The organism is Cognatundibacterium aquatile (assembly GCF_014699135.1).
Taxonomy (GTDB): domain Bacteria; phylum Pseudomonadota; class Gammaproteobacteria; order Burkholderiales; family Burkholderiaceae_D; genus Undibacterium; species Undibacterium aquatile.
In genome coordinates this window covers 34,841-61,097 of sequence record NZ_JACOFT010000006.1, presented here as the reverse complement: position 1 = coordinate 61,097, position 26,257 = coordinate 34,841, and the positions used below count along the sequence as shown (strand labels likewise).

21 protein-coding genes and 3 tRNA genes are annotated in these 26,257 nt (G+C 47.9%); 17 read left to right on the top strand and 7 right to left on the bottom strand.

Annotated elements, in window-relative coordinates:
• Positions 1–221 precede the first annotated feature (221 nt).
• Positions 222–298, bottom strand: a tRNA-Met gene (locus H8K26_RS15255).
• Positions 299–549: 251 nt separating this feature from the next.
• On the opposite strand from H8K26_RS15255, the gene ppnN reads away from it, so the two are divergent.
• A complete protein-coding gene (gene ppnN, locus H8K26_RS15250; RefSeq protein ID WP_223827067.1) occupies positions 550–1,944 on the top strand; it encodes a nucleotide 5'-monophosphate nucleosidase PpnN in 1,395 nt (464 codons plus the stop codon).
• A 160-nt stretch (positions 1,945–2,104) separates the two neighbouring features.
• The gene (locus H8K26_RS15245) at positions 2,105–3,064 is read left to right on the top strand and encodes a chemotaxis protein (protein WP_186885827.1); all 960 of its coding nucleotides are present in this window, start codon (positions 2,105–2,107) and stop codon (positions 3,062–3,064) included.
• Between the two features lie 115 nt (positions 3,065–3,179).
• Here the strand turns inward: H8K26_RS15245 and H8K26_RS15240 are convergent, their stop codons facing one another.
• Positions 3,180–3,695 (bottom strand): hypothetical protein, encoded by a 516-nt coding sequence (locus H8K26_RS15240; RefSeq protein ID WP_190480711.1) that lies wholly within the window; start codon positions 3,693–3,695, stop codon positions 3,180–3,182.
• A gap of 236 nt (positions 3,696–3,931) precedes the next feature.
• On the opposite strand from H8K26_RS15240, the gene H8K26_RS15235 reads away from it, so the two are divergent.
• The 4 genes from H8K26_RS15235 (at position 3,932) to nadC (ending at position 10,218) form a co-directional block, all read left to right on the top strand.
• Positions 3,932–5,881: a CocE/NonD family hydrolase gene (locus H8K26_RS15235; protein ID WP_190480709.1), complete on the top strand. Its 1,950-nt coding sequence runs from the start codon at positions 3,932–3,934 to the stop codon at positions 5,879–5,881.
• Positions 5,882–5,925: 44 nt separating this feature from the next.
• Positions 5,926–7,977 carry a M13 family metallopeptidase gene (locus H8K26_RS15230; protein ID WP_190480706.1) on the top strand — a complete coding sequence of 684 codons (2,052 nt, stop codon included), beginning with the start codon at positions 5,926–5,928 and terminating at the stop codon, positions 7,975–7,977.
• Positions 7,978–8,187: 210 nt separating this feature from the next.
• Entirely contained in the window at positions 8,188–9,324 is a 1,137-nt protein-coding gene (gene nadA, locus H8K26_RS15225) for a quinolinate synthase NadA (RefSeq protein ID WP_390367063.1), read from the top strand.
• Positions 9,325–9,351: 27 nt separating this feature from the next.
• On the top strand, positions 9,352–10,218 hold the full coding sequence (gene nadC / locus H8K26_RS15220; RefSeq protein ID WP_190480702.1) for a carboxylating nicotinate-nucleotide diphosphorylase: 867 nt from the start codon (positions 9,352–9,354) through the stop codon (positions 10,216–10,218).
• A gap of 128 nt (positions 10,219–10,346) precedes the next feature.
• On the opposite strand, the gene nadB is transcribed toward nadC, so the two are convergent.
• Both nadB and purT read right to left on the bottom strand, forming a co-directional pair.
• Positions 10,347–11,954, bottom strand: a complete 1,608-nt coding sequence (gene nadB, locus H8K26_RS15215; protein WP_190480699.1) for an L-aspartate oxidase — start codon at positions 11,952–11,954, stop codon at positions 10,347–10,349.
• A 117-nt stretch (positions 11,955–12,071) separates the two neighbouring features.
• On the bottom strand, positions 12,072–13,283 hold the full coding sequence (gene purT, locus H8K26_RS15210; protein WP_190480698.1) for a formate-dependent phosphoribosylglycinamide formyltransferase: 1,212 nt from the start codon (positions 13,281–13,283) through the stop codon (positions 12,072–12,074).
• A gap of 313 nt (positions 13,284–13,596) precedes the next feature.
• Between purT and H8K26_RS15205 the strand changes: the two genes are divergently transcribed.
• From H8K26_RS15205 to H8K26_RS15155, 11 genes are all read left to right on the top strand, one after another.
• The gene (locus H8K26_RS15205) at positions 13,597–13,869 is read left to right on the top strand and encodes an HU family DNA-binding protein (RefSeq protein ID WP_186885834.1); all 273 of its coding nucleotides are present in this window, start codon (positions 13,597–13,599) and stop codon (positions 13,867–13,869) included.
• Positions 13,870–13,921: 52 nt separating this feature from the next.
• Positions 13,922–13,997: transfer RNA gene (locus H8K26_RS15200), tRNA-Val, on the top strand.
• Positions 13,998–14,023: 26 nt separating this feature from the next.
• Positions 14,024–14,100 (top strand) — tRNA-Asp (locus H8K26_RS15195).
• An 86-nt stretch (positions 14,101–14,186) separates the two neighbouring features.
• Positions 14,187–16,109 carry a SurA N-terminal domain-containing protein gene (locus tag H8K26_RS15190; protein WP_190480696.1) on the top strand — a complete coding sequence of 641 codons (1,923 nt, stop codon included), beginning with the start codon at positions 14,187–14,189 and terminating at the stop codon, positions 16,107–16,109.
• A 194-nt stretch (positions 16,110–16,303) separates the two neighbouring features.
• Positions 16,304–17,743: a cytochrome-c oxidase, cbb3-type subunit I gene (gene ccoN, locus H8K26_RS15185; protein ID WP_186885836.1), complete on the top strand. Its 1,440-nt coding sequence runs from the start codon at positions 16,304–16,306 to the stop codon at positions 17,741–17,743.
• Positions 17,744–17,761: 18 nt separating this feature from the next.
• Entirely contained in the window at positions 17,762–18,379 is a 618-nt protein-coding gene (gene ccoO / locus H8K26_RS15180) for a cytochrome-c oxidase, cbb3-type subunit II (protein ID WP_190480694.1), read from the top strand.
• Between the two features lie 41 nt (positions 18,380–18,420).
• A complete protein-coding gene (locus H8K26_RS15175) occupies positions 18,421–18,567 on the top strand; it encodes a cbb3-type cytochrome oxidase subunit 3 (protein ID WP_186885838.1) in 147 nt (48 codons plus the stop codon).
• A 2-nt stretch (positions 18,568–18,569) separates the two neighbouring features.
• Entirely contained in the window at positions 18,570–19,577 is a 1,008-nt protein-coding gene (gene ccoP, locus H8K26_RS15170) for a cytochrome-c oxidase, cbb3-type subunit III (RefSeq protein WP_186885839.1), read from the top strand.
• A gap of 42 nt (positions 19,578–19,619) precedes the next feature.
• A complete protein-coding gene (gene ccoG / locus H8K26_RS15165; RefSeq protein WP_190480692.1) occupies positions 19,620–21,032 on the top strand; it encodes a cytochrome c oxidase accessory protein CcoG in 1,413 nt (470 codons plus the stop codon).
• 9 nt (positions 21,033–21,041) lie between these two features.
• Entirely contained in the window at positions 21,042–21,581 is a 540-nt protein-coding gene (locus H8K26_RS15160) for a FixH family protein (RefSeq protein ID WP_190480690.1), read from the top strand.
• 459 nt (positions 21,582–22,040) lie between these two features.
• Positions 22,041–22,802: a sulfite exporter TauE/SafE family protein gene (locus H8K26_RS15155; protein WP_190480687.1), complete on the top strand. Its 762-nt coding sequence runs from the start codon at positions 22,041–22,043 to the stop codon at positions 22,800–22,802.
• Positions 22,803–22,831: 29 nt separating this feature from the next.
• Here the strand turns inward: H8K26_RS15155 and H8K26_RS15150 are convergent, their stop codons facing one another.
• The 3 genes from H8K26_RS15150 to H8K26_RS15140 all read right to left on the bottom strand — a co-directional run bounded on the left by H8K26_RS15150 (position 22,832) and on the right by H8K26_RS15140 (position 26,149).
• Positions 22,832–23,155: a flagellar basal body rod C-terminal domain-containing protein gene (locus tag H8K26_RS15150; protein WP_223827054.1), complete on the bottom strand. Its 324-nt coding sequence runs from the start codon at positions 23,153–23,155 to the stop codon at positions 22,832–22,834.
• A gap of 76 nt (positions 23,156–23,231) precedes the next feature.
• On the bottom strand, positions 23,232–25,172 hold the full coding sequence (locus H8K26_RS15145) for an MASE3 domain-containing protein (RefSeq protein ID WP_190480686.1): 1,941 nt from the start codon (positions 25,170–25,172) through the stop codon (positions 23,232–23,234).
• A 137-nt stretch (positions 25,173–25,309) separates the two neighbouring features.
• Positions 25,310–26,149 (bottom strand): universal stress protein, encoded by an 840-nt coding sequence (locus H8K26_RS15140; RefSeq protein WP_190480683.1) that lies wholly within the window; start codon positions 26,147–26,149, stop codon positions 25,310–25,312.
• Positions 26,150–26,257 lie beyond the last annotated feature (108 nt).

Below are 26,257 nucleotides of genomic sequence, written 5' to 3'. Positions count from 1 at the left end.
TCAGTGCGTCAGTTTTTTCTGTAAAAAAATAATTAGTCGTACCAAGGAATACCGCATTGATAAACGAATGACTGCCCTGATTTTTTAATGGGATATTTATAAAAACAAGTGATACACCAGAACAATGCTGTTGCGTACCGAATATCTCAGACTAAGATTGGACAGGGATTTTTCGATTGAATCGAGTAACTGTCGGTTCGACAGGTCTGAGATAGGCTGATTGGTTGCGGGGGCAGGATTTGAACCTACGACCTTCGGGTTATGAGCCCGACGAGCTGCCAGACTGCTCCACCCCGCGTCTGAAGAGGGCGAATGATACATGGCAAGTGGCCCATATACAAGTGCGCAACGAAAATAAATTCCGCGAGCCCCGTAAAGTTGTTACTGGTCGAAATTCAATGATTAAAATCATCTGCAAGATATAAATGGTTTACTGCGAGGCATAATGGGGAATGTATGAAGGCTAGTACTGAAATAAAGTACGGAAATAACATTGTGTCGAGAGTTTGATGTGCGGAATTAATTTGATTGATGCGGAGAAAAGCAGTGATGGAATATGAAGTGATTGATAGTCAGATTGCACCAGAAGGTCGCATGGAAGTATTGTCTAAGGCGGAAGTCAGTAAGTTGCTCGATAACAGCCATGGCGGTTTGTATCAGGTGTTTCGTAGTTGTGCGTTAGCGGTATTGAATTGCGGCAGCGGTCTGGATGATGGCAAGGAATTGCTGGAACGTTATAAAAATTTTGATATCAGCATTGTTCAGCGTGAGCGTGGAATTAAACTGGATATCAAGGGCGCACCTGCTCTGGCTTTTGTCAACGGCGTCATGATCAAAGGAATTCAAGAGCATCTGTTCGCCGTATTGCGCGACATTTTGTTCATGAATGCAGAAATGGAAAACAGTGTCGCGACTGGAATTGCAGACAGAAATAAATTCAATCTGAATTCCAGCGAGGGAATCACTGACGCGGTGTTCCATATTTTGCGTAACGCGAATTTGTTACGCCCTCAGGTGAACCCGAATCTGGTGGTGTGCTGGGGTGGTCACTCTATTTCTGGTCATGAGTATGACTACACCAAGCAAGTCGGTTATCAGCTTGGTTTGCGTAACCTGGATATTTGCACCGGTTGCGGCCCAGGTGCGATGAAGGGGCCGATGAAGGGAGCGACGATAGGTCATGCGAAGCAACGTATTGCACATAGCCGCTACATAGGTTTGACCGAACCGGGAATTATCGCCGCCGAGGCACCGAATCCTATCGTCAATGATCTGGTCATTTTGCCGGATATTGAGAAGCGGCTCGAAGCTTTTGTTCGCATCGGGCATGCAGTCATCGTTTTTCCAGGTGGCGCTGGCACGGCTGAAGAGATTCTCTACTTGCTCGGTATTTTGCTGCATCCTGAGAATGAAGGAATTCCGTTCCCTCTGATTTTTACAGGCCCTGATGGTGCGGCTGATTACTTTCATCAGATTGATCAGTTTATCGCCAGCACTTTGGGTTCTCAGGCGCAGCAGCACTACCAGATTATTGTAAATGATCCCGTCGCGGTTGCCAGCGCCGTTGAACAGGGTATAAAACAGGTAAGAGAATTCAGAAAGCAAAAGGGTGACGCTTATTATTTCAACTGGATGTTGAAGATCGATGAAGAGTTTCAGCGACCATTTGAACCCAGTCACGAAAATATGCGCAATCTGGCAATTCATAAAAATCAGCCGCAGCACATACTGGCCGCCAACCTGCGCCGTGCATTTTCCGGGGTGGTTGCCGGTAATGTGAAGAATCAGGGAATCAGGGCGATAGAACAATATGGGAATTTTGAAATCTGTGGTGACCCCGCCATCATGGAATCCATGGATGCTTTATTAAGCTCGTTTGTTGCACAAAATCGTATGAAATTGCCGGGGAAAGCGTACACTCCTTGTTATCGGATTATTAAATAAAACAGATGCGGGGTACTTGCGCTTTTATCGTCTTATTTTTGTTCAGTAACTGCAAAAAGATGTGAATTCCCCGTCTTGAAAGATAAATTTGTTTGGCTTATCCGTTGAAATTGGTAACATACCATCGAACCAGTTCTCTTTAATTTAGAAGGAAATATCTATGAGTACAGTACAGCAGGAAGTGGATGAGCGTACCAATCTCACCGGTTCGAATAAATTTGAATTGCTGCTGTTCAGATTGGGTGGCGATACAAATGGCGATCGTTCTGAATTGTTTGGTATCAACGTGTTTAAAGTGCGCGAAATCGTTGCGATGCCTGCGATTACTGCTGTTGCCGGCTCTCTTCCCCATATGCTGGGTGTAGTGAACTTGCGCGGGCAAATAATTCCAGTGATTGATTTGCCTGCGGTTGTCGGATGTACGCCGAAAACAGGCCTGAATATTATGCTGGTCACTGAATATGCGCGCACCACTCAGGGATTCGCTGTGGAATCTGTTGAGGAAATCGTGCGGCTTGACTGGAGTCAGGTGCTATCAGCAGAAAACAGTGCTGTAGGTGGCATGGTAACCAGCATTGCACGTCTTGACGGTGATGTTGAGAATACCCGTCTCGCTCAGGTGCTCGATGTAGAGCAGATCCTGCGTGAGATTACGCCATCGGACACGAAAGATGTTGACCCGGATACGATTGGCGATAAGTTGCTGATGAAAGAAGGCGCTGTCATTCTGGCGGCGGATGATTCTGGCGTGGCTCGCAGCTTGATCGAACAGGCGCTGAATGCGATAGGTGCGCCGTTTATCATGACTAAAACGGGTAAAGAGGCCTGGGATAAATTGCAATCAATGACGGCAGCCTCGCTTGCGGATGGTAAGCCTGCCAGCGATAAAGTGGCGATGATACTCACCGATCTGGAAATGCCTGAAATGGATGGCTTTACCCTGACACGTAAGATCAAGCAGGATGATCGTTATAAGAATTTACCCGTGATTATCCACTCGTCTCTCTCCGGTTCCACGAACGAAGAGCACATTAAGAGCGTTGGAGCAGATGCCTATGTCGCCAAGTTTGTGGCAGAAGAGTTGGCAGCAGCAATCAGGAAAATTTTGAAAAATAAATAGTAAGTCAGCGATTGTTTGCCATGTAAAAAGGACGCCGGGTTGGCGTCCTTTTTTTATATCGCCATTTATATCGCGACCGATGTCGCCACCTTGGAATTGAACATGGCTAATAAAGTTAGCGTCCTTGCGCGGGGACTTTCCTCCAGCCGCCCGGACAATCTTTAATTGCAGGATAAAAGCCGTCTGGCTGATTACAGTACAGCCAGTCGCTGTTATTGCTTGTTACCGGGATTGGGTCGGAATAGGTATAACTGGTCACAGGTTCACTGATATACACTGGACTGGAGTAGGTACTATATGTCGTTGCGTATGCTGGGTAGGGCGCATACGTTGTGTACGTCTGGTTGCTATACACGACAGATGGCGCACTGAGCATGGCGCCCACGACTACTGAGCCCAGAAGAACCTCTGGAAAATAAGAGTAATGCCCCCGGTAATAGCCGTGGTTGCCGTAATAAGGGCGGGGACTGTGATAGGTGTATCCGGGGAATGGGCGTCCGGCGTAGTAGCCGTGGCGAACAGAGCTGACCGGGCTGGAATGCGATTGCGCCAGCACATTGGCGGAAAAACAAAGAGCAAATCCGGTTACGCACAGCAGATTAAATACCTTCATGATGTCAACCTTCAGCATATAAATGACTGTTTCAGTAAAATTCCGAAACTTAATGCAAAAAAAACACTCAGTAACAGATAACTATGATCTGTCATGTTCATATACTGCATATTAGCAGTATTCTGAAAATCTATTGTTTCCTTATGTTGCACGATGAAGCGTGCTTTTTAAATTGGAAATCACAGAATATGCGTGTAAATGACAGTTAAAAGAAATGATGTTCCGTGAAAAACCGATAAGAAAAAGGATCTGTGATGACTCGTTTAAAACTTTCTGCGTTGTTATGTGCGTCGCTGCTGGCGTTTAATCCGCTTAGTTCTGCGCTGGCTGCAGCAGATGCAACGGAAAAAGCTGACAGCAAGCCCTCGGTGCGTGAGCTGTACACCAAATATGAATATCAGATTCCTATGCGTGATGGTGCGCGTCTGTTTACGGTGGTCTATGTTCCCAAGGATACATCTAAAGCTTATCCGTTTCTGATGGTCAGAACGCCTTACGGTAGCGGTGTGCATGATGGTGAAGAGTCGCATTATGGTGTGGATTTTTACCCGCGTTCTGTCGGTCCATCAAAGGAATTTGAAAATAGCGGCTATATTTTCGTGAATCAGGATGTGCGTGGGCGTTACATGTCGGAAGGTAAGTGGCAGGAAATGACGCCCCATGCGAAATCTGACCGTGCTCCCGGCGAAGGCAATGAAAGCCAGGATATGTATGACACCGTCGAATGGCTGTTAAAGAGCGTACGTGGTAATAACGGTAAGGTTGGCATCTGGGGTATTTCATATCCCGGTTTTTATACCTCTGCCAGCGTCATTGATTCGCATCCGGCAATCAAGGCGGCATCACCGCAGGCGCCGGTGACAGATTTATATATGGGCGATGATTCTTATCATGGTGGCGCCTTTATGTTGTCGGCAAATTTTGATTTTTATACCAATTTCACGGCAGAAAAAAATCCGACCCGGTTGCCAAAAATCTGGAGTCAGTTTGACTATGGAACGCAGGATAGTTATCAGTATTTTCTGCAACATCTGACACTGGGAAATATCACGGCACAACTCAGCGACAAACAGCGCGAATTACTGATGCCGACAATTGCCCATACCAGTTACGATGATTTCTGGAAGTCGCGCAATATTGCGGCGCATCTGAAAAACGTTAAAACGCCTGTGCTCACGGTTGGCGGTTGGTATGACGCCGAGGATGCGCAGGGTCCGTTCACAACCTATCAGGCCATCAAAGCGAATAATAAAGGCAGTTTTAATGGCATCGTGATGGGGCCGTGGGCGCATGGTGGCTGGGCTGGCGCTGAGGGTAAGTCATTAGGCAATGTCAGTTTTGATGTGAAGACAGGTGAGTATTATCGTAAAAATATTCTGTTTCCGTTTTTTGAACAGCATCTGAAAGGCGAGAAGGGCAAAGCACTGGCGGAAGCGACCGTGTTTGAAACCGGAACGAATGTCTGGCGCGAATACTCCAGCTGGCCGCCACAGCAGGCACAAAATCGTACTTTGTATTTTTCTGCGAATGGGAAGCTGAGTTGGAAAGAACCACAGGAAGAGTTCAACACCTTTGACGAATATATCAGCGACCCGAAAAAGCCTGTGCCGTTTATCTCGTATGTGGCAACAGGCGTGCCGCGCGAGTATATGGTGTCGGACCAACGTTTTGCTTCTACCCGCCCCGATGTGCTGGTGTATCAGACTGATGTGTTGGAAGAAGATGTGACGATTGCGGGGCCGGTCAATCCCCGTTTATTTGTCTCGACATCCGGTACCGATGCTGACTGGGTCGTGAAGCTGATTGATGTTTATCCTGACGATTATCCTGAGCGACAAGCACCGCGTGATCGGGGTAGTGATGTGCCGCCTCCGGCGATAAAAATGGCCGGTTATCAGCAATTAGTCCGTGGCGAGCCTTTGCGTGGAAAGTTCCGTCACGGTTTTGAACAACCTATGCCATTTGCGCCGGGAAAAGTTGATACAGTGAGCTATCGTATGCCGGATATCAACCACACGTTTCGCCGTGGGCACAGGATCATGGTGCAGGTACAAAGCTCATGGTTCCCGTTGATTGACTTAAATCCACAAAAATTTATGGATATTCCTAAGGCAAATCCTGACGATTTCCAAAAAGCGACGCAACGCGTTTATCGCTCGCCAGGGCAGTATTCCGGTATCTCCGTACCAGTGTTGGTGAAATAATCGCTGGCACTACATTCACTTATATTTCAATAAAACGAAAAATTATGTCGACACCTCAATTCTTCAAACGCAGCATCCTTGCTACTCTGGTGAGCCTTGCCTGTATGTCTGCGCCGTCGCAGGCGCAAACCGCCACCTCAAACCAATTGGTACTTGAATCATCTACGATGGATTTGAAAGCAGATCCATGCACACAATTTTTTGAATATGCGAATGGACTATGGTTGAAAAATAATCCTATTCCTGCTGATCGCTCGCGCTACAGTGCTTACGATGAGGTCACCGAGCGCAATATGATTGCCTTGAAAAAAATCGCGGAAACAGCTGCAGCGGGTCACGATCAACACCGCGCAGCGCAACTGGTTGGCGCGTTTTACGCCAGCGGTATGAATGAAGCGCAAATCGAAAAAGAGGGCGTACGTCCACTGGATCCGACATTGGCGAAAATTAATGCCATCCACGATAAACAGCAGCTCATTTCCATGATCGCTGCGTTGCACAAGCAGGGTGTGAATCCACTGTTTGGTTTTACGATTGATCAGGACGCAAAGAATGCGAACCGCTATATTCCACAGCTGATGCAAGGCGGTCTGGGTTTGCCGGATCGTGATTACTATCTGAAAACTGATGCAAAAACCAAAGAGATTCGCGCTAAATATCTGTCTTACATGACGCAGATGTTTGGCTTTCTGGGCGATACATCTGAGGTCGCAGCAAAAAATGCAGCAGATGTGCTGGCGCTGGAAACCCGTCTCGCCAAGGTTTCTCTGACCAAGGTTGAGTTGCGTGATCCGCAGGCCAGCTATCATTTGTCCGACCTGGCTGGGTTGCAGAAACTGACGAAATCCACGCCGTGGGCCACGTATTTTTCGGGTGTTGGGCTGACACAGCCGGGGCAGATCAATATTGCGCATCCTAAATTTTTCGCCGAAGCCGATCGCCTGCTGGATCGCGTACCACTGGATCAGTGGAAAACCTATTTGCGTTGGGAATTGCTGAACACGCGGGCATCAGCACTCAGCTCTGCACTGGTCAATGCGCATTTTGATTTTTACGGCAAAACTCTGGCCGGGACGAAAGAGCTGCAACCGCGCTGGAAACGGGTGCTGGCAAGCATTGATGCTCAGGCTGGTGAGGCCATGGGTGAGTTGTATGTGGCTCAGTTCTTCGGACCCGAAGCGAAAGCTGGCGTGCAGGAAATGGTGATGAACATCAAGGCGGCGATGCGCGACAGCATCAGTAAGCTGGAGTGGATGTCCGATGTGACCAAGCAGCAATCGTATAAAAAACTCGATACGGTAATGGTGAAAATCGGTTACCCCGATGTCTGGCGCGATTATTCTGGCTTGCAGATCGACAAAGGCTCGTATGCAGACAATATCGCGCGCGCCTCTGAATTCGAGTTTAAGCGTGTGCTGGCAAAATTAGGTAAGCCTATTGATCGTAATGAATGGGGTATGACGCCGCAAACGGTGAACGCCTATTACAACCCGACCATGAATGAAATGGTCTTCCCGGCCGGGATACTGCAACCGCCGCTGTACCATGTGAATGCCGACCCGGCAGCGAACTACGGTAATACCGGTGCGACGATAGGGCATGAACTGACGCATGGTTTTGATGATGAAGGGCGGCAGTTCGACGCACAGGGAAATCTGAAAAGCTGGTGGACGCCGCAGGATGAGAAAAAATTCCTGTTGCGCGCCAAGGCCATTGAGCGTCAGTTCGATGAATTTAATCCTATCGATCAACTGCACATTAACGGCAAGCTGACTGCCGGTGAAAATATCGCCGATCTGGGGGGCTTGAAAATCGCGTTACAAGCCTTGCGCCAATCGTTGAAGGCCAAACCGCAGGCCGCAGAAATTGACGGCCTGACGCCGGATCAGCGCTTCTTTGTGGCGAATGCCCAAAGTTTCCGCAGCCTGATTCGTGATGAAATGTTGCGCATGAAACTGGCAACAGATCCGCATGCGCCGGACAAATACCGCGTCATTGCGCCGCTGGCAAACATGCCCGAATTTGCGGAGGCATTCCAATGTAAGGGCGATCGTTCGCCATTGCGTCAGGGCGCGAAGCGCGTGAACATCTGGTAACAGCGTATACTGTCGCCTTTGCTGTGATCCCAACGCCGGTTTCGCCCACAGCGCAACCGGCGTTTTTTATCCTCAATTTCCCTGAAAAACAGGGGGTATATGCCAAAATCGGCCTATTGTCAGCATAAACAATGGGTCTTTTTATATACCCCGGGGAGTATATTTTGATGCCGGAACGCCTTCCAGCGCGCTTCCGGCGATAGGCAGAGAATGATGGAAGCTACCAAAGTCGTTGAATTTGAACGTCCTTTAATGGAAGAAGGCAGCAGTTGTGTCGCTAATGCCTGGGCCAAAGTGCCGGATATGCCGACACCGGAAGAAAAAGTCGCCCTGAAAAACCGTATCCGCAGCTTGCTGAAAGAAAAGCAGGCGGTGCTGGTTGCGCATTACTATGTGGATGCAGACTTGCAGGATCTGGCCGAAGAAACCGGTGGTTGCGTGTCTGACTCGCTGGAAATGGCGCGTTTCGGGCGTGATCATCCTGCCAAAACACTGATCGTCGCTGGTGTTAAATTCATGGGCGAAACAGCCAAAATTCTGAGTCCTGAAAAGACGATACTGATGCCGGATCTGGATGCGACCTGCTCGCTCGATCTGGGGTGCCCGGCAGATGAGTTTGCGGCGTTTTGCGATGCGCATCCTGACCGCACCGTGGTCGTGTACGCCAATACCAGTGCGGCTGTCAAAGCGCGTGCCGATTGGATGGTGACGTCCAGTATCGGTCTCGATATCGTCGCGCATCTGCATGCGCAGGGCAAAAAAATCTTATGGGCGCCGGACAAACATCTGGGCAGCTATATCCAGAAAAAAACCGGTGCCGACATGTTGTTGTGGCAGGGTTCCTGCCTTGTGCATGATGAATTCAAAGGCATAGAGCTGGATTTGCTGAAGGCCGAGCATCCGAATGCAAAAATTCTGGTGCACCCGGAATCGCCTGCTGCCGTCGTCGCGCTGGCCGATGTGGTGGGTTCGACGTCGCAAATGATTCACGCGGCGCAGACCATGGATGCGCAGGAATTCATTGTCGCCACCGACAACGGCATTCTGCACAAAATGCAGCTGGCTGCACCCGGCAAAACGTTCATCGTTGCGCCAACGGCGGGCAATAGCGCAACATGTAAAAGCTGTGCGCATTGCCCGTGGATGGCGATGAACGGCTTGCGCAATCTGTTGCATGTGCTGGAAAACGGCGATCATGAAATTCATGTTGATCCTGTGGTCGGGCAAAAAGCGCGGGTCTGCATTGATCGCATGCTGGATTTTGCGGCGGCGAAAAAAGCCAATGTGCGCCCATCGTCCGATCTGGCAAAAGAAGCCAGCTTATTTTCCGGCATTGGTCCGGCTTAACTGAACTCTGCTCAGGATTTTGTACTCATGCCTAGTAATTTGAAAAATTCCCATTCGCCGTTCGATGCCGATCTGCAAAAAGCGTTTGAACGCAATATCCGCGATGCGCTGGCCGAAGATGTCGGTGCCGCCGACCTGACTGGTTTGTTGGTGCCTGCTGATGAAGTCGTGCAGGCGCAAGTGATTGTGCGCGAAGATGCCATCCTGTGCGGCGCGCCGTGGTTCGATGCCGTGATGACGACGCTGGATCACTCTATCGAAGTGGATTGGCAATATGCCGAAGGTGAGGCGATAAAGGCCAACACCGTGGTCTGCAAAATCAAGGCGCCGGCTCGTGCTTTGCTGACGGCCGAACGTTCTGCTCTGAATTTCCTGCAGTTGTTGTCTGCGGTTGCGACTGCGACTGGCAAGTATGTTGCTATCATCGCCGGCACTAAAGCGGCGATTCTCGATACGCGCAAAACCTTGCCAGGATTGCGTCTGGCGCAAAAATATGCGGTACGTGTTGGTGGTGGAAAAAACCAGCGTCTGGCTTTGTATGACGGCATTTTGATCAAGGAAAATCATATTGCGGCTGCCGGTGGTGTCGCCGCTGCCATGCAACAGGCACTGAGCCTGAATGCCGGAGTCAGCATACAGATAGAAGTGGAAACGCTGGAGCAATTACAGACGGCATTGCAAGCCGGTGCGACATCGATTTTGCTGGATAACTTCGATACCGCAATGATGCGTGAAGCCGTGGCAATCAACGCAGGCCGGGCTTTGCTGGAAGCATCCGGTGGCATTGATCATGTCACCGTTCGCGCGATTGCTGAAACCGGCGTTGACCGTATTTCCATCGGCAGCCTGACCAAGGATGTCAAGGCGACGGATTATTCTTTACGGATTATCTGAGCGCTGACAGGTTTCCCATTCTTTTTTCGCATAAAACAATGCCGCCAGAGTCCGCATAAATATTGGGCTGTGGCGGCATTGTTTTTTGCCGTTTTCGTGATTCTTGATTGTGTTGTATCGCCTGACGCTTATTTTTTGCGCTTCGGTGTCAGCACTGTTGGTAAGGCCTTTGGCAAGGTGTCGGGATAATCGCGACTGAAATGCAGGCCGCGACTTTCGCGGCGAGACAGTGCACTGTTGACGATGAGCGAGGCGACTTCAACCAGATTGCGCAATTCCAGTAAGTGGTTGGAAATGCGGAAGTTGGCGTAATACTCGTCGATTTCTTCTTTCAGCAAACGTATCCTGTGCTTCGCGCGCTCCAGTCGTTTGGTGGTGCGTACGATACCGACATAATTCCACATGAAGCGGCGCAATTCATCCCAGTTGTGGGCGATCACGACTTCTTCGTCGGCGTCAGAGACGCGGCTTTCATCCCAGTCAGGTAGGGCGATCGGTGTGATTCTTTCCTGACTTTCTATGTGTTTTGCTGCGGCACGGCCAACGACCAGACATTCAAGCAGGGAATTGCTGGCGAGACGATTGGCGCCATGCAGGCCGGTGTAAGCCGTTTCCCCAACCGCATACAGGCCGTGGAGATCAGTTCTGCCATCGGTGTCGGTAACAATGCCGCCGCAGGTAAAATGCACCGCTGGCACGACCGGAATGCCTTGTTTGGTGATGTCGATGCCCAGCTCCAGACAGCGCGCATAAATCGTCGGGAAATGCTCTTTCAAAAATTCTGGCGGCTGATGGCTGATGTCGAGTTCAACATAATCGAGGCCGCGTTTTTTCATTTCGAAGTCGATCGCGCGCGCCACCACATCACGTGGTGCGAGCTCCAGACGTTCATCATGATCGGCCATAAAACGCTTGCCAGCGGCGGCACCTGCTTCGGCGGGTAATTTTAAAATACCGCCTTCGCCACGTACCGCTTCCGTGATCAGGAAAGATTTGGCAAATGGGTGATACAGACAGGTTGGGTGAAACTGAATGAATTCCATATTGCCGACGCGGCAGCCTGCGCGCCATGCCATTGCAATACCGTCGCCAGTCGCTGTATCCGGATTTGTGGTGTACAGATAAACTTTGCCTGCGCCGCCGGTCGCCATCACGGTATGCTGAGCGGAGAAGGTATCGACTTTTCCGGTTTTAACGTCTTGAACATACAGACCGAGACAACGTGGTGTCGGTGAGGTGTCGCCGAGCTTTGCTGATGTGATGACGTCAATCGCGTAATGATGTTCAAACAGCGCGATGTTGGGGTGGTTACGCACCTTTTGTTCCAGCGTGACCTGAACCGCATGTCCGGTGGCGTCGGCGGCATGAATGATGCGACGCTGACTATGACCACCTTCGCGCGTCAGGTGGAAGCCGAGTTCTGCTTCCTCGTCGCGGGTGAATGGCACGCCTTGTTCTATCAGCCAATCTATCGCTTCACGCCCATGCTCAACAATATAACGGGTTGCTCCTTCATCGCACAGGCCGCTACCAGCGATCAGTGTGTCTGAAATATGCTGATCATGACTGTCATGCGAATCCAGCACGGCGGCAATGCCGCCCTGAGCCCAATTGCTGGCACCGTCAAGCAATTCGCGTTTGGAGATGATGGCAACCTTGCGTGTTTGTGCCAGATGCAAGGCGACGGATAAGCCAGCCAGACCGCTGCCAACGATGACTACATCGAAATTCTTCATAAAGAGCTTTATAAAAACGCGCTGTCTTGTTGCGCCGTCTTGTTGATAAATGGCCGCGATTTTTAAGTCGCGGCAAACGTGCTGACAGACCTGCGTTTGTTGAAATGATTTATTTTATTATTTTATGACGACAGGTCTCACTTTGGCTGCAGCTTCTTTGGCCAGGCGGCGTGCTGTGTCGGTGTCGCCCGCTGCTGCCAATGCCACGCCCATGCGACGGCGTGCGAAAGATTCGGGTTTGCCGAACAGGCGGATATCTGTGCCCGGTACTTGTAATGCCTCCGCAACGCCTTCAAATGCGATCCCTTTTGCTTCGTGTTGGCCGTAAATGACCGCTGATGCCGCCGGTGTCCGTAATGCGACATCGACCGGCAAGCCGAGTATGGCTTTGGCATGCAGTTCAAATTCATTCTGCACCTGACTCGACATGGTGACCATGCCCGTGTCATGTGGACGTGGGCTGACTTCGGAGAACCAGACCATCTCGTTTTTGACGAATAATTCAACCCCAAACAAACCGAGACCACCGAGATCATCGGTAATTTTCTTGGCGATATCACGTGCACCTTGCAGTGCCTGCGGGTGCATTGCCTGCGGTTGCCAGGATTCGACATAATCGCCTTGCACCTGAACGTGACCGATAGGCTCGCAGAAGTGCGTCTGGATTTCGCCATTGCTACCTATGGCGCGTACGGTCAGTTGTGTAATCTCGTAGTCGAAATCGATGAAGCCCTCAACAATGACGCGACCAGAATTGACGCGCCCGCCTGCTGCAGCGTAGTTCCATGCGGTTTCTACATCGGCGGCGCTGTCGAGTTTTGATTGTCCTTTGCCGGAAGAAGACATGACTGGTTTAACGATGCAGGGAAAACCAATTTCTGTGCATGCAGCGCGCAACTCGTCCAGACTATCGGCGAAGCGATATGGCGATGTCGCCAGCCCTAATGTTCCTGCCGCAAGGCGGCGTATGCCTTCGCGATTCATTGTCAGCCACGCTGCGCGCGCTGTCGGAATCACCTGCACCTTGCCGGCATTTTCGAGTTCAACCAACGTCGGAGTAGCGATGGCTTCGATTTCTGGAACAACCAGATCAGGCTGCTCGACTTCAATCAGTGCCGCCAATGCTGCGCCATCGGTCATATCGATAACGTAAGCGCGATGTGCGACCTGATGACCCGGTGCATTTTCATAGCGATCCACAGCGATCACTTCGACTCCCAGTCGTTGCAGTGAAATGATGACTTCTTTTCCAAGTTCACCTGAACCCAGCAGCATAACTTTGGTTGCGGAAGGGGAGAGTGGAGTGCCTAAATTTTGAATCAGTTTCATATTCGTGTCGGATAGTTTTTGTATGATTTTGTCGTAGCCACCAGCATGTGGTTTTCGCTTATTTATGCAATGCGCGGCGGGGCCGATTTATCGTTAACAGAAAGCCAGCAACGATATCAAGGTCAAATTATACTGAGTAAAGTCAAACTTAATCTTTAAGATTGCAATGAAAGCTTGTAAAACCGCTTGACACAAGGCTTTCCGGCTTGTTTTAATACCGGATGCAGATTTCCTGCTTGCCGTGATAGATGCGAGACTGAGAAACAATCGAATACATCGTCGCGAAATTCAAATTTTTGTGAGGGGGCTTTAAGTGAATAAAACTGAGTTGATCGATCATATTGCGAAAACAGCGGATATTTCAAAAGCGGCTTCTTCCCGCGCTCTGGACGCTTTGATCGGTGCGGTAAAAACAACGCTGAAGAAAAACGGTACAGTCACACTGGTTGGTTTTGGTACTTTCTCCGTCGGTAAACGTGCAGCGAGAACTGGCCGTAATCCACGCACCGGAGAAGCAATTAAAATCAAGGCGGCTAAGGTTCCTAAATTTAAACCTGGCAAAGCATTGAAAGATGCTGTAAACTAATGATCTTTCGCGGCGCCGTGACAATGGTGGCGCGAGTGTAAATTGAAGGTGCGGGCGCTTAGCTCAGTTGGTAGAGCGGAGCCCTTACAAGGCTTAGGTCGGGAGTTCGAGCCTCTCAGCGCCCACCAGTTAATTTATACATAGTAGTAAAAAAGGAGTGGTAGTTCAGTTGGTTAGAATACCGGCCTGTCACGCCGGGGGTCGCGGGTTCGAGCCCCGTCCGCTCCGCCAGAAAACTGAAAAGGCGAACGAAAGTTCGCCTTTTTTTATATTTGCAATTTTGTGATTGTTATTCTTCGTCATACGATAGGTTGAACATGTTTGAATTTATTCGTACCCATCAGCGCTTAATGCAATTTTTATTGTTGCTGATTATTTTTCCTTCGTTCGCCTTTTTTGGTATCGAGAGTTATACCAGATCGCAAGCGACTGCCGGTGCAACGGTTGCAACGGTTGCAGGTCAGGCGGTCACTCAGCAGGAGCTGGATGCTGCTTTGCGCGAACAGTTGGATAAATTTCGCCAGAGCTATGGTCCGCAATTCGACTCTAAGATGTTGAATACTCCGGAAATGAGGAAAAATGTTCTGGATGAGTTGATTGCCCGTAAAGCCGTTGCTGCTGAAATTAAAAATAGCAAACTGACGGTGACCGATCAGACTTTGCAGCAACAGATTCTGGCATTGCCTGGTCTGGTGAAGGCGGATGGCAGCTTCGATAAAGAACGGTATCTGAATTATCTTGCTTCTCAGGGGATGACTCAGGCTATGTTTGATCAGCGTATGCGCCAGGATTTGACGGTTGAGCAGTTGGCTGGTGCTGTGCAGAACACGAGTTTTATTCCAAAAACGGTCGTGGATCGTATTGCGCTGATCAGCGAGCAGGAGCGTGAAGTTCAGATGTTGAACTTTAAAACGGCTGATTTTACCTCGCAGGTAAAAGTCACTGATGAAATGGTGAAAGCTTATTACGATAAAAATGCTGCGCAATTCGAAATTCCTGAGTCAATCAAGGCCGAATATGTTGTCTTGAATAATGATGTATTGCAGGCGCAGGTTGCTGTTTCTGATGCGGAAGTGCAGGAGTTTTATAAAAGTAATGCGAAAGCCTACAGCGTTGATGAACAGCGCCGCGCGAGTCATATTCTGATTGCGGCGAAAAAAGACGCGAGTGATGCTGAAAAAGCGAAGGCAAAAGCGAAGGCTGAATCATTGTTGGCAGAAGTTCGCAAAAATCCTGCTTCATTCGCAAAGCTGGCAAAAGAAAATTCTCAGGATCCAGGCTCAGCAGAGCGTGGTGGTGATCTCGACTTCTTCGGTAAAGGTGCGATGGTCAAGCCTTTTGAGGATGCTGCTTACAAGCTGAAGCAAGGCGAAGTCAGTGACGTCGTGCAGTCCGATTTTGGTTTTCATATTATTCAGTTGACGGATGTTAAGCCTGCGATGGTCAAACCTCTGGATGAGGTGAGGGCGCAAATTACTGCTGATATTAAAAAGCAGAAAGCAGCAAAGGCGTATGCAGAGGCGGCGGAAACTTTTGGTAATACAGTTTATGAGCAGGCGGATAGTCTGAAATCGGTTGCAGACAAACTGAAGCTCAAAATAGAAGTAGTTGATGGTTTGGTGCGCGAACCGAATAAGGCGTTGCCGGCTTCTGTGGTGACGAATAATGCCAAATTTCTGACGGCTATTTTTGCTGACGGTGCTGTGAAGAAAAAACACAACACAGAAGCGGTTGAGGTTGCGCCAAATACTCTGATTGCCGGTCGTATTCTGGAATACAAAGCGGCTAGCAAGCGCCCGTTGGAAGAGGTGAAGCCGACGATCGTTGCGAAACTTACGCAATCCGAAGCTGAGGCTTTGGCTGAAAAAGAAGGTAAGGCTAAACTGGCCGCATTGAAAGCGGCGGATTCTGTTGCCGGATTCTCGGATGTGAAAGTGATTTCACGTGCGAAGCCGCAGGTTATTCCGGCGGCAGCATTTGTGCAGGTGATGAAGGCGGACACGCAAAAATTGCCAGCTTATGTTGGTGTGGCGCTCGGCGGTGGCGGTTATAGTGTTTTCCGTATTTCTAAGGTGAGTGCAGGTGTTCCTGATGCAGCAAAACGTGCATCAGATGCGCAGCAAATTGCCAGTATGCAGTCGCAACAGGATCTTTTGACTTACATAGAGTTGTTGAAAAAAAAGGCGAAAGTCAGCGTTAATAAATCGGCTTTGGCAGCTCCGGTTCAAGTAGTTCAGTAATCAAAAAAGATGACCATAAAACGGCGCCGGAACGGTGCCGTTTTTTTTGCGCAAACCGTTAATCGGCGTTATTCTTGAGGCTGTTGCGAATAGCATGAAGCAGGCGCAGATTCCGGTAATATTTGATATGTATCAATGTAGTTGTGCAGTGCGGTTGTTATTCTTTCAGTGTATTTTTACAACAGAGTGAGATCATGACGATAACTAAAGAAAACTCATACAACTATCGGGTTGTACGCCAATTTTCTGTCATGGCTGTAGTTTGGGGAATAGTCGGCATGCTTGTGGGCGTGGTGATTGCTACTCAACTGGCCTTTCCAGAATTTTTAACAGGGATACCTTGGCTTAGCTATGGGCGCTTGCGACCCTTGCATACTAATGCAGTAATTTTTGCGTTTGGCGGATGTGCGCTGATGGCGACATCTTATTATGTAGTTCAGCGTACTTCCAACGTACGCTTGTTTTCTGATGGTTTGGCTGAATTTACTTTCTGGGGTTGGCAACTGGTGATCGTTGCTGCAGCCGTTTCTCTGCCTCTGGGTTTTACTCAGGGTAAAGAATACGCTGAACTGGAATGGCCAATTGATTTGCTGATTGCAGTCGTTTGGGTTGCTTACGCGATTGTATTTTTCGGCACACTGGCTAAACGTAAAGTAGAACATATTTATGTTGCAAACTGGTTTTACGGCGCGTTCATTCTCGCCGTCGCAGTGTTGCATATCGTAAATAGTGCTGCATTGCCAGTTTCATTGACTAAGTCCTACTCAGCTTATGCTGGTGTGCAGGATGCGATGGTTCAGTGGTGGTACGGTCATAATGCGGTTGGTTTCTTCCTGACTGCAGGTTTCCTTGGAATGATGTATTACTTCGTTCCTAAGCAAATCGAGCGCCCTGTGTACTCCTATCGTTTGTCGATCGTTCACTTCTGGGCATTGATTTTTACCTACATGTGGGCGGGTCCGCATCATTTGCACTACACGGCATTACCTGATTGGGCGCAGTCCATCGGTATGGTGTTCTCCCTGATTCTGCTGGCTCCATCATGGGGTGGTATGGTCAACGGTATTATGACCTTGTCTGGTGCCTGGAGTAAATTGCGTTCAGATCCTATCCTGCGCTTCCTGATCGTGTCTCTGTCCTTCTATGGTATGTCGACATTTGAAGGTCCTATGATGGCGATCAAAACTGTGAATGCCTTGTCGCACTACACTGACTGGACTGTTGGTCACGTTCACTCCGGTGCTTTGGGTTGGGTTGGCTTTATTTCCATCGGTAGTTTGTATTACCTGATTCCACGTTTGTTTGGACAGACACAAATGTACAGCAAGCGTCTGATCGAGATTCATTTCTGGGTTGCGACTATCGGCGTTGTTTTGTACATCGCTTCTATGTGGATTGCCGGTGTGATGCAAGGTCTGATGTGGCGTGCAGTAAATGAAGACGGTACTTTGACTTACTCTTTCGTTGAGTCTGTTAAAGCGACATTCCCTTACTACGTCATCCGTTTAACAGGTGGTGCAATGTATCTGAGTGGCATGATTATCATGGCATACAACGTTGCGAAAACATTGATGGCTGCGAAACCAGTAAATAACGCGATACCTGCGTTGTCTGCTAATTCCGCTCATGCTTAAATCAACAGGAGAAATTTGATGCGTAATTTTACTCATGATCTGATTGAGCGTAACGTAGGCTTGCTGCTGGTGCTGACCATTCTGACGATCAGCTTTGGTGGTCTGGTTGAAATTGTTCCGCTGTTTTTTCAGAAATCGACAACGCAACCTGTTCAGGGAATGCAGCCTTACACGCCATTGCAATTGGCGGGGCGTGATATTTATCTGCGTGAAGGTTGCTACGGCTGCCATTCACAGATGATTCGTCCTTTCCGTGCTGAAACTGAGCGCTATGGTCACTATTCCGTTGCGGGCGAGTCTGTCTACGACCATCCTTTCCAATGGGGTAGTAAGCGTACTGGTCCTGATCTGGCACGTGTCGGTGGTCGTTACAGTGATAACTGGCATCGTGATCACTTAAATGATCCTCGCTCAGTTGTTGTTGAATCGAATATGCCTGCTTATCCATGGTTGGCAAAAACACCGCTGGATCCAAATAGCATTGTTCCAAAACTGAATGCGATGAAAACTTTAGGTGTTCCATACACTGAAGAGCAAATCAAAGCAGGTCCGGCAGAACTGGCAAATAAATCGGAGCAAGATGCTTTGATTGCATATCTGCAGGTTCTTGGAACAGCGATTAAAAATAAAAACTAAAGAGTGGCTCCTTGGGTTATCACTTTTTGAAAGGGTAAATTATGAATTTCACGATCCTGAGCAGTGTGGTGACGTTGATTAGCCTGTTTGTATTTCTGGGCATCGTCTACTGGGCGTTTAGTTCCGGTAACAAGGAGCGCTTCGAAAAACTGGCTCGCTTGCCAATTGATAATGAGAATGGAAAATAGTCATGGCAGATTTTTTTAATGAATGGTGGGGCATAGGTATCGCCACCATCGTGGCTCTCGGCATGGTCTTTTGCGTTGTGCTGTTATGGTCGCAGTCAAAAGTGAAAGTGAAGGTTGGTGCTGATGGTAAGCCTTTGCCAGCAGAAACCACTGGTCACGTGTGGGATGGTACTCTGATGGAGCAAAACAACCCGCTTCCGCAATGGTGGAAATGGTTGTTCTATCTGACGATCATTTTCAGCGTGGGCTATTTGATTGTCTACCCAGGTTTTGGTGGAAATCAAGGATCGTTCGGCTGGAGCCAGGTTGGTGCTTATGAAAAAGAAATGAAAGATGGTGAGGCGCAATACGGTCCGATTTTCAATAAGTACCTGGCAATGGATATCAAGGATGTCGCGAAAGATCCGCAAGCACGTGAAATTGGTCAGCGCCTTTTCCTGAACACTTGTGCGCAATGCCATGGATCTGATGCCCAAGGCGGTAAAGGTTATCCAAATCTGACAGATAGCGACTGGCTGTATGGTGGCGATCCTGAAGTCATCAAGACTACCATCACTCATGGTCGTAACGGCATGATGCCACCAATGGGTGCAGCAATTGGTAGCGATGATGATGTTCGTAACGTTGCTAACTATGTATTGAGTTTGTCTAATTCTGCACACGATCCTATCAAAGCAGCGATAGGTAAGCCAAAGTTTGCCGCTTGCGCAGCATGTCATGGTGCTGATGGTAAGGGAAATCAGGCTTTGGGTGCGCCGAATCTGACAGATAAAATCTGGTTGTATGGTGGCAGTATCGATACCGTAATGGAAACGATCAATAAAGGCCGCACTAACCAGATGCCTGCACATAAGACTATACTTACAGAAGGAAAAATTCATCTGTTAGCAGCGTATGTCTGGGGGCTGTCAAACAATACAGAAGCAGGGAAAGTATCTGATTCTGAAGCTAAGAGCATCAAGCAAATTGCTACCGCTGTTGTACCTGCTGCGGATAACGCCGTAAAATAAGCGTAAGAGCATTTGTTTAAATAAGAAAGACGAAGTTTTAAAATGAAGCATATCCCCATTACTCCGGTGCCGATGGATGAAGTAGAGCTGGCTCTGTTTGAGGAACGTAAGAAAGTTTATCCTCGTACACAAAAGGGCTGGTTTGCATCCTGGCGCTGGGTAATGGTGGCTTTTACACAGTTACTGTTTTACGGTACTGCCTGGCTCAACTGGAATGAGAGACAAGCGGTATTGTTCGATCTGGTTGCACGTAAGTTTTACATATTTGGAATTGTTTTCTGGCCGCAGGATTTTATTTATCTCGCGGTGTTGCTGGTAATCTCAGCGTTGTCCTTGTTTTTATTTACAGCAGTTGCGGGACGTTTATTTTGTGGCTACGCCTGCCCGCAAACGGTATACACCGAAATCTTTTTATGGATAGAGCGCAAGGTTGAAGGTGACCGTAATGCGCGTATCAAACTTGATACAGGTCCATTAACTGCTCGCAAATTCTCTTTAAAATTCGTTAAACACTTTTTATGGCTGATTTTAAGCTTGTGGACGGGTTTTACCTTTGTTGGATATTTCACGCCAATACGTGAATTAGCTATTTCTGTCGGATCCTTTACCTTGGGCCCCTGGGAAACATTCTGGTTCCTTTTTTATGGTTTTGCCACCTACGGCAACGCAGGCTGGATGCGTGAGCAGGTCTGCAAATACATGTGTCCTTATGCACGCTTCCAAAGCGCAATGTTCGATAAAGACACATTGATTGTGACTTACGATACCGAGCGCGGTGAACCACGTGGTTCGCGCAATAAGAAGGTTGATTTTAAAGCTGCTGGTCTGGGCTCTTGTGTTGATTGTGGTATCTGTGTTCAGGTTTGCCCGACTGGAATTGATATTCGTAACGGCTTGCAATACGAGTGTATTGCTTGTGGTTTGTGTATTGATGGTTGTGATCAGGTCATGGATAAAATGGGTTATGAGCGTGGATTGATCCGCTATACAACTGAACATGCACTGACACGCAAGTTAGATAACAAGGCGATGTGGAAACGGGTATTCCGCTTACGTACCTTGGTTTACAGCGGTATTTTAGGATTAATTATCATAGTCGCAGCAGTTTCTCTGGTCTATCACGTACCATTAAAAGTGGATGTGATTCGTGATCGTGGTATGCCAAAAATCACTGAAAATGGCGAGATAGAAAATGTCTACCGCCTGCAAGTCATGAATACGCAGGAATCTGCACGCAGGTATTCGGTAGAAATTCAGGGTGTTAAGGGCGCAACAATTTTGAATAATGTTGATATCGACGTTAAATCTGCCGCAGCAAAAGCTTTTCCGGTGCGTGTACGAGTTCCGGCGAATGTTCTACAGACAGGATCCAATCGAATTCGTTTTGTCGTTAAAGATCTCGATGCGCCTGATGTTTCCGTCACTGAAAAAGCTGTGTTTATTGTTCCCCGCTAAGGAGTGGTTATGGATGCAATCCTGATTTCAAAAAAAAGAGATAAATGGTTCAAAGAACCTTGGCTTTTGTTAGTCGCGGGCGGACCTGCAATCGTTGTTTGTGCGAGTATTTTTACTGGTGCCATTGCATTTCGTGGAGCAGATAAGGTGGTTGCTGAAGATTATTACAAGCAAGGCTTAATGATCAATAAAGATATTCAGCGTGATGCGAAATCAAGAGAATTGCATTTAGGTGCAACGCTGAGTCTCGACGTGTCCTCTGGAAAACTTCGTATGCAGTTGAAAGGTGACGGTTTGTTACCTGACACTGTGAAGCTGAGTCTTGCTAATGCCGCTGAAGGTGCGACATCTGTAAACGAAGTCGTTCATCGCTTACCTATGGTGCAAGTTAGCCCTGGGATTTATGAGGGTGACTTAAAGTTAGTCTCGAGTATTTTTTCAAGCTCTGTTAAATTGTTTCACATTAAATTAGAAACGACTGATTGGCGACTGACCGGGGATTGGTTTGAACCAGAGCAAAAGGTCGCGCAATTAGGTATGGCAAAATAATTGCGCATCCCTATGATTTGTTGACTGATCAGTTGAATAATCACTAAAGGGGACGAGATTGGAACATCAGAATTCAGCTCACAGCAAAGCTTATTTACGGCCAATGTTGATGATAGTGTTGTGGCCCGCATTTCTAATGGCATGTGCTGCAACAGGATTGTTTTTTAGTCTCGTTGATCCTATGGAGTTGATTATATTTGATCAGCGTTTGCAGTTGCATCTTACGGGCGTGTACACAATAGGTTTTTTCATGTTCTGGCTGTTAGGCATTCTCTCCAGCGGTTTGACTGCTTTACTAGTACAGAAGGCTCATTAGCCAGGTTTCAGACGCCAGTCTGCTATACATCTTTATTCAATCGGTGTGTAGCTCTTGAATACTACTGCGCAATGCGTGTCAGTTTCATCTCTTAAGCGAGATATATTTATTATCTCGCGTTCATCCCGATTTATATTATTACTATGCTGACTCTGCCCCTGATACTTGCTGCTGTAACCGCCGGTATCGCGGGAGGGGTGCATTGTGTAGGTATGTGCGGTGGTATTTCTTCCATGCTTAGTCGTACCGGGAGCAATGGAAGAAAAGTGATTCCTATCAGCCGGAGTGATGATACTGAAAGGCAGTCGCTAGTCTCGGTAACAAGTGGTATTCGTTTTCAGGCTTTGCTACAGGCCGGCAGACTTTCCACATATATGATGATTGGTGGAGTGTTTGGTGGTTTGGGAAGTGCAGGCATGATTTTGAAACCTTACTTTCCGGTTCATCAGATTTTGTTTGTCATTGGTAATCTTGCGCTGATTATTCTGGGACTCAAAGTTATCGGGTTTCGTTTTCACGTAAACGCTCTGAGTCCTTATTTTTCGCGCCTACAGCAAGCATTGTTTTTTTTTGCCCCGCCGCTAAAGCAAAGTATTGAATATCCGTTCTTTGTCGGTATGGCTTGGGGATGTCTGCCTTGTGGGTTACTTTGGGGGATGGCACCTTTTGCTTTGCTATCGGGAGATGCATTTTCGGGTGCAATACTGATGTTGTTATTCGGTTTGAGTGCAATGCCACATCTGTTGTTGAGTCAGGGCATATTTAATGCTGTCAGTAAGGTCAGGGTGCCTTCGGTATTGAAATACATCGGCGCATTTGTACTGATAGGGATAGGATTGATCGGACTCTGGTATTCAGATATGCAGCAGATGCCCGGTTTTCTTTGTGTCTTGCCTGATCGCTAGCTTTTTTTAGGTGTCAGTCAGTGTGGCGACTACGCTTTGGTATTGATCAGCGTTCCTAATAATTCATCAGCGGTTTTCACCATTTTTGCGTTGATGTCAAATCCAGCTTGGTACTGAATAGACTGCACTATCTCTTTCGTAAGATCAGTGCCGCTGGTCTCTTGTGTTGCCATCTTAAAACCCTGTTGGCTGATGCTGACGGTCACACCACCATTGCTTGCCTCTTGAAACGCAGCTTGCTGAGGTATGAAGCCTTGTGTTTCCGCGTTCGCTACATTGTGACTGGAAACATCTAAGGCTGTCTGATTTGCTCGCATACCTGACAGTCCATTGCTCAAAATAGAAGATAGCATCAGCTTTCCTTTGAAAATATTGCCATATGCAGAGTGTATCCCGTATTTTTTTGCATCACGATGTGTTTTACAATATTTAATCTGTCAGCGGTAATCTTATTTCCAGAGTAGTGCCTTCTCCAGGCGTGCTCAGAACCTGAAATTCTCCGTTCATTGCTTTAATTCTTTCCCTCATGCCTACCAAGCCGAATGAGCTGGTTTTCCCCATATCTTCTTCAACGATTCCTTTACCATTGTCGTTAATGTTTAATTTAAGTTCTGCGTGAGAGCGTTGAAATTCGATCTGAACATCGCTTGCTTCAGAGTGACGTGCGACATTGGTCAGTGACTCCTGAATAATGCGGAAAATGGCTGTGCTTCGCGCATCGTCTAACGTCAGTTGATCTTCGTCAGCAATCAATTCGCAATTTATGCGATGTCGATGAGAGAAATCTCTCTGTAAAGTCTGTAGCGCGAAGAACAGTCCTCCCTCATCCAGTGCGCGTGGGCGCAGATCTGTGGCGATACGCCGTAGCGTAGTAATCGCAGTCAATATCAACTGATCCATGCTGTTGATCGTGGGTTTATTTCTGTCCAGAAATGACAGATCCCGTTGCAGTAATGATAAATCCATCCTAAGTGCAGCGAGCAGCTGACCCAGATCGTCATGTAGTTCGCGCGCGATGTGCTTACGCTCCTCTTCACGGATCGATTGTAGTGTTGCTGAGAGCTGGCTGAGTTGCTCATGATACTTTGCCATTTTCTCTTTTGCGACTTTTCGGTCAGTAATGTCTCGGAAGATGACCGTGTAGTAGCGTTTTCCGTTTTCCAGTTGATGTGCAATTGATGCCTCGATCGGAAACTCCTCACCTGATGCGCGACATCCGGTGACATAAAAGTCTTCAAAATGGGTGCCCATCTTGCGGCGGGTGATCCCGGCCTCTCCAAATTGCTGCACGTGACTTTTATGCGTCTCGCGATGGCGTGCCGGAATTAAACGGTTAAGGGATGTTCCGACTAATTCATTTACTTCATAGCCGAAAATTAACGCAGCGGCGGGATTGACCAGAATGATTTCCTGTTTGTCGTCAACGGTGATGATGCCATCAATTGCAGTATCGATCATGCGACTCAGACGTTGGCGTTCCAGTTTTAATTCTTCAGCAGATTTTGCCAGATTATTAGTAGAAGCAGCGAGGCTTGCATAAGGTGTATGGATGTTGACAGCGACCATGCTGCGGTAAATCGCAATCGCGGAAAATAGTAGAAATGTATGTCCTATGACGACATTGACATCACTGGTTTCCGCATAGATGGAGAAGTAGACTTCAGACATTGCCATCAAGACGGTGGCCAGAAACAGTGGAACTCTGTCGATATGTAAATGCTCTGCAGATTTGTCAATCTGGAAGCGTAGTGCGTGTCTGTAAAATAAAACTGCAGCTAAGATATGTGCTGCAATTAACGAGGTTTCGCAGGCGACTTTGAACGATGTCTGACCGGCTCCCTGAATGAATGTCAGCGGAATTAAATTGGGAAATGCAAAAACCAGAATCCCCCAGCCTAACGTGGCTAGTAAACCGGCACTCAAAACCCCATACGATTGCATCTGACTTATTTCTGAGTCTTCCGGATCAAACGCAAGCCCAAGCAAAGTTGTCGCGATTATTGATCGAGAAATAAGCCAGAAACTCATTGATTTATGCATGTCTCCTGCGGTTTCGAATCCAGGCATACCTTGAAATGTGAGCGTATGAAAAAAGCCCAATATTGCTGTGCAGAGAAATGCAACTGCCAGTATCACACTACTTTTTTTACGTACTTCACCAAAAGCATTCCAGCAAACGATAAACACCGAAGCAAAAATAACGATGGTCACTGTCTCTAGAAAGGTATGTACCGGGAGCGGCGCTGGTACGACGAAGACGGAGAGGCGCTCCTGGTCTACCCATAAAAAACAGGATAGTACAAACAGGACCCCCGCGATCCAACGCGCTTCGGATAGTCTTGATGTTAACGAGAGTGAATTTGATGACATGCGACTTGATGATATTGAGATGAGATATGTGTATTTTAAGGGCTGAAATCAGCTTGTATTGATGTCTTGGTAAAAAAAATGGCACCCATCAGTGGATGCCATTATTACCGAGGCGGTGAACCTGACGCCAGTAATGATCAATGAGACATAAATACAGGAACCGTCATACTTTCAAGAATGGTCTTAGTCACGCCACCCATGATCATTTCCCTGAAACGGGAATGTCCGTAACCGCCCATCACTATCATATCGCTATCGAGGTCATGTGCTAATGAGAGCAACGCGTTACCGATATCAGTGGAAGTTTTGTGCACTGAAACCTCGACTTTAACGCCATGTCTTGCGAGGTAAAGAGCGATATCAGCGCCGGGTTGCTCGCCGTGGGCATCAGGCGTGGATTTTGGATTGAAAATGGCAACCTGAACTACATCTGCCTTTTTTAGTAAGGGCAGTGCATCAGTAACTGCACGGGTCGATTCCCGACTTGCATCCCAAGAGATCAAGGGGCGTTTTGCGATCGTATTAAAATCTCCCGCATACGGAATGATGAGTACCGGACGCCCGGAATTCATCACAATATATTCAGGAAAATCTGGTAATACTGAAGGCGAGGGCTCATCGTGATTGGTTTGTCCTATGATCACCAAGTCACTATATCTGGCTTGAAGGCCAATTCCACCACCAGCCTCGTCATTTGCAACCATACTTTCATGTGATGAAACACCAATCGTTTCCACTTCGCGATTGAAATTGGCGACGGCTTTTTCTGCGCGTTCTCTGAGAAAATTGAGATGGATCGTCAAGTTCGGGTCGCTGGCACTGATGTTTCCGTCCTGATAGATAAATCGTGAAACGCCAGTGACTGCTGTCCCGATTAAATGTGCATCTTCAGCTTTAGCAATTTCAGCCGCAAATTTGACTCTTAAATTTGATCGCTCTGATTCATCAACGTGCACAAGTAAGGTCTTATATGTCATGTCATTGCTCCTGTTAATTTTTTCTTCGCGTCAGAGCTTAAAAAACTCTTAGAGAAAAATCGGTAATGAATCAAAATCGGTGACGCAAATTTTTGTATAAGTTGCCAG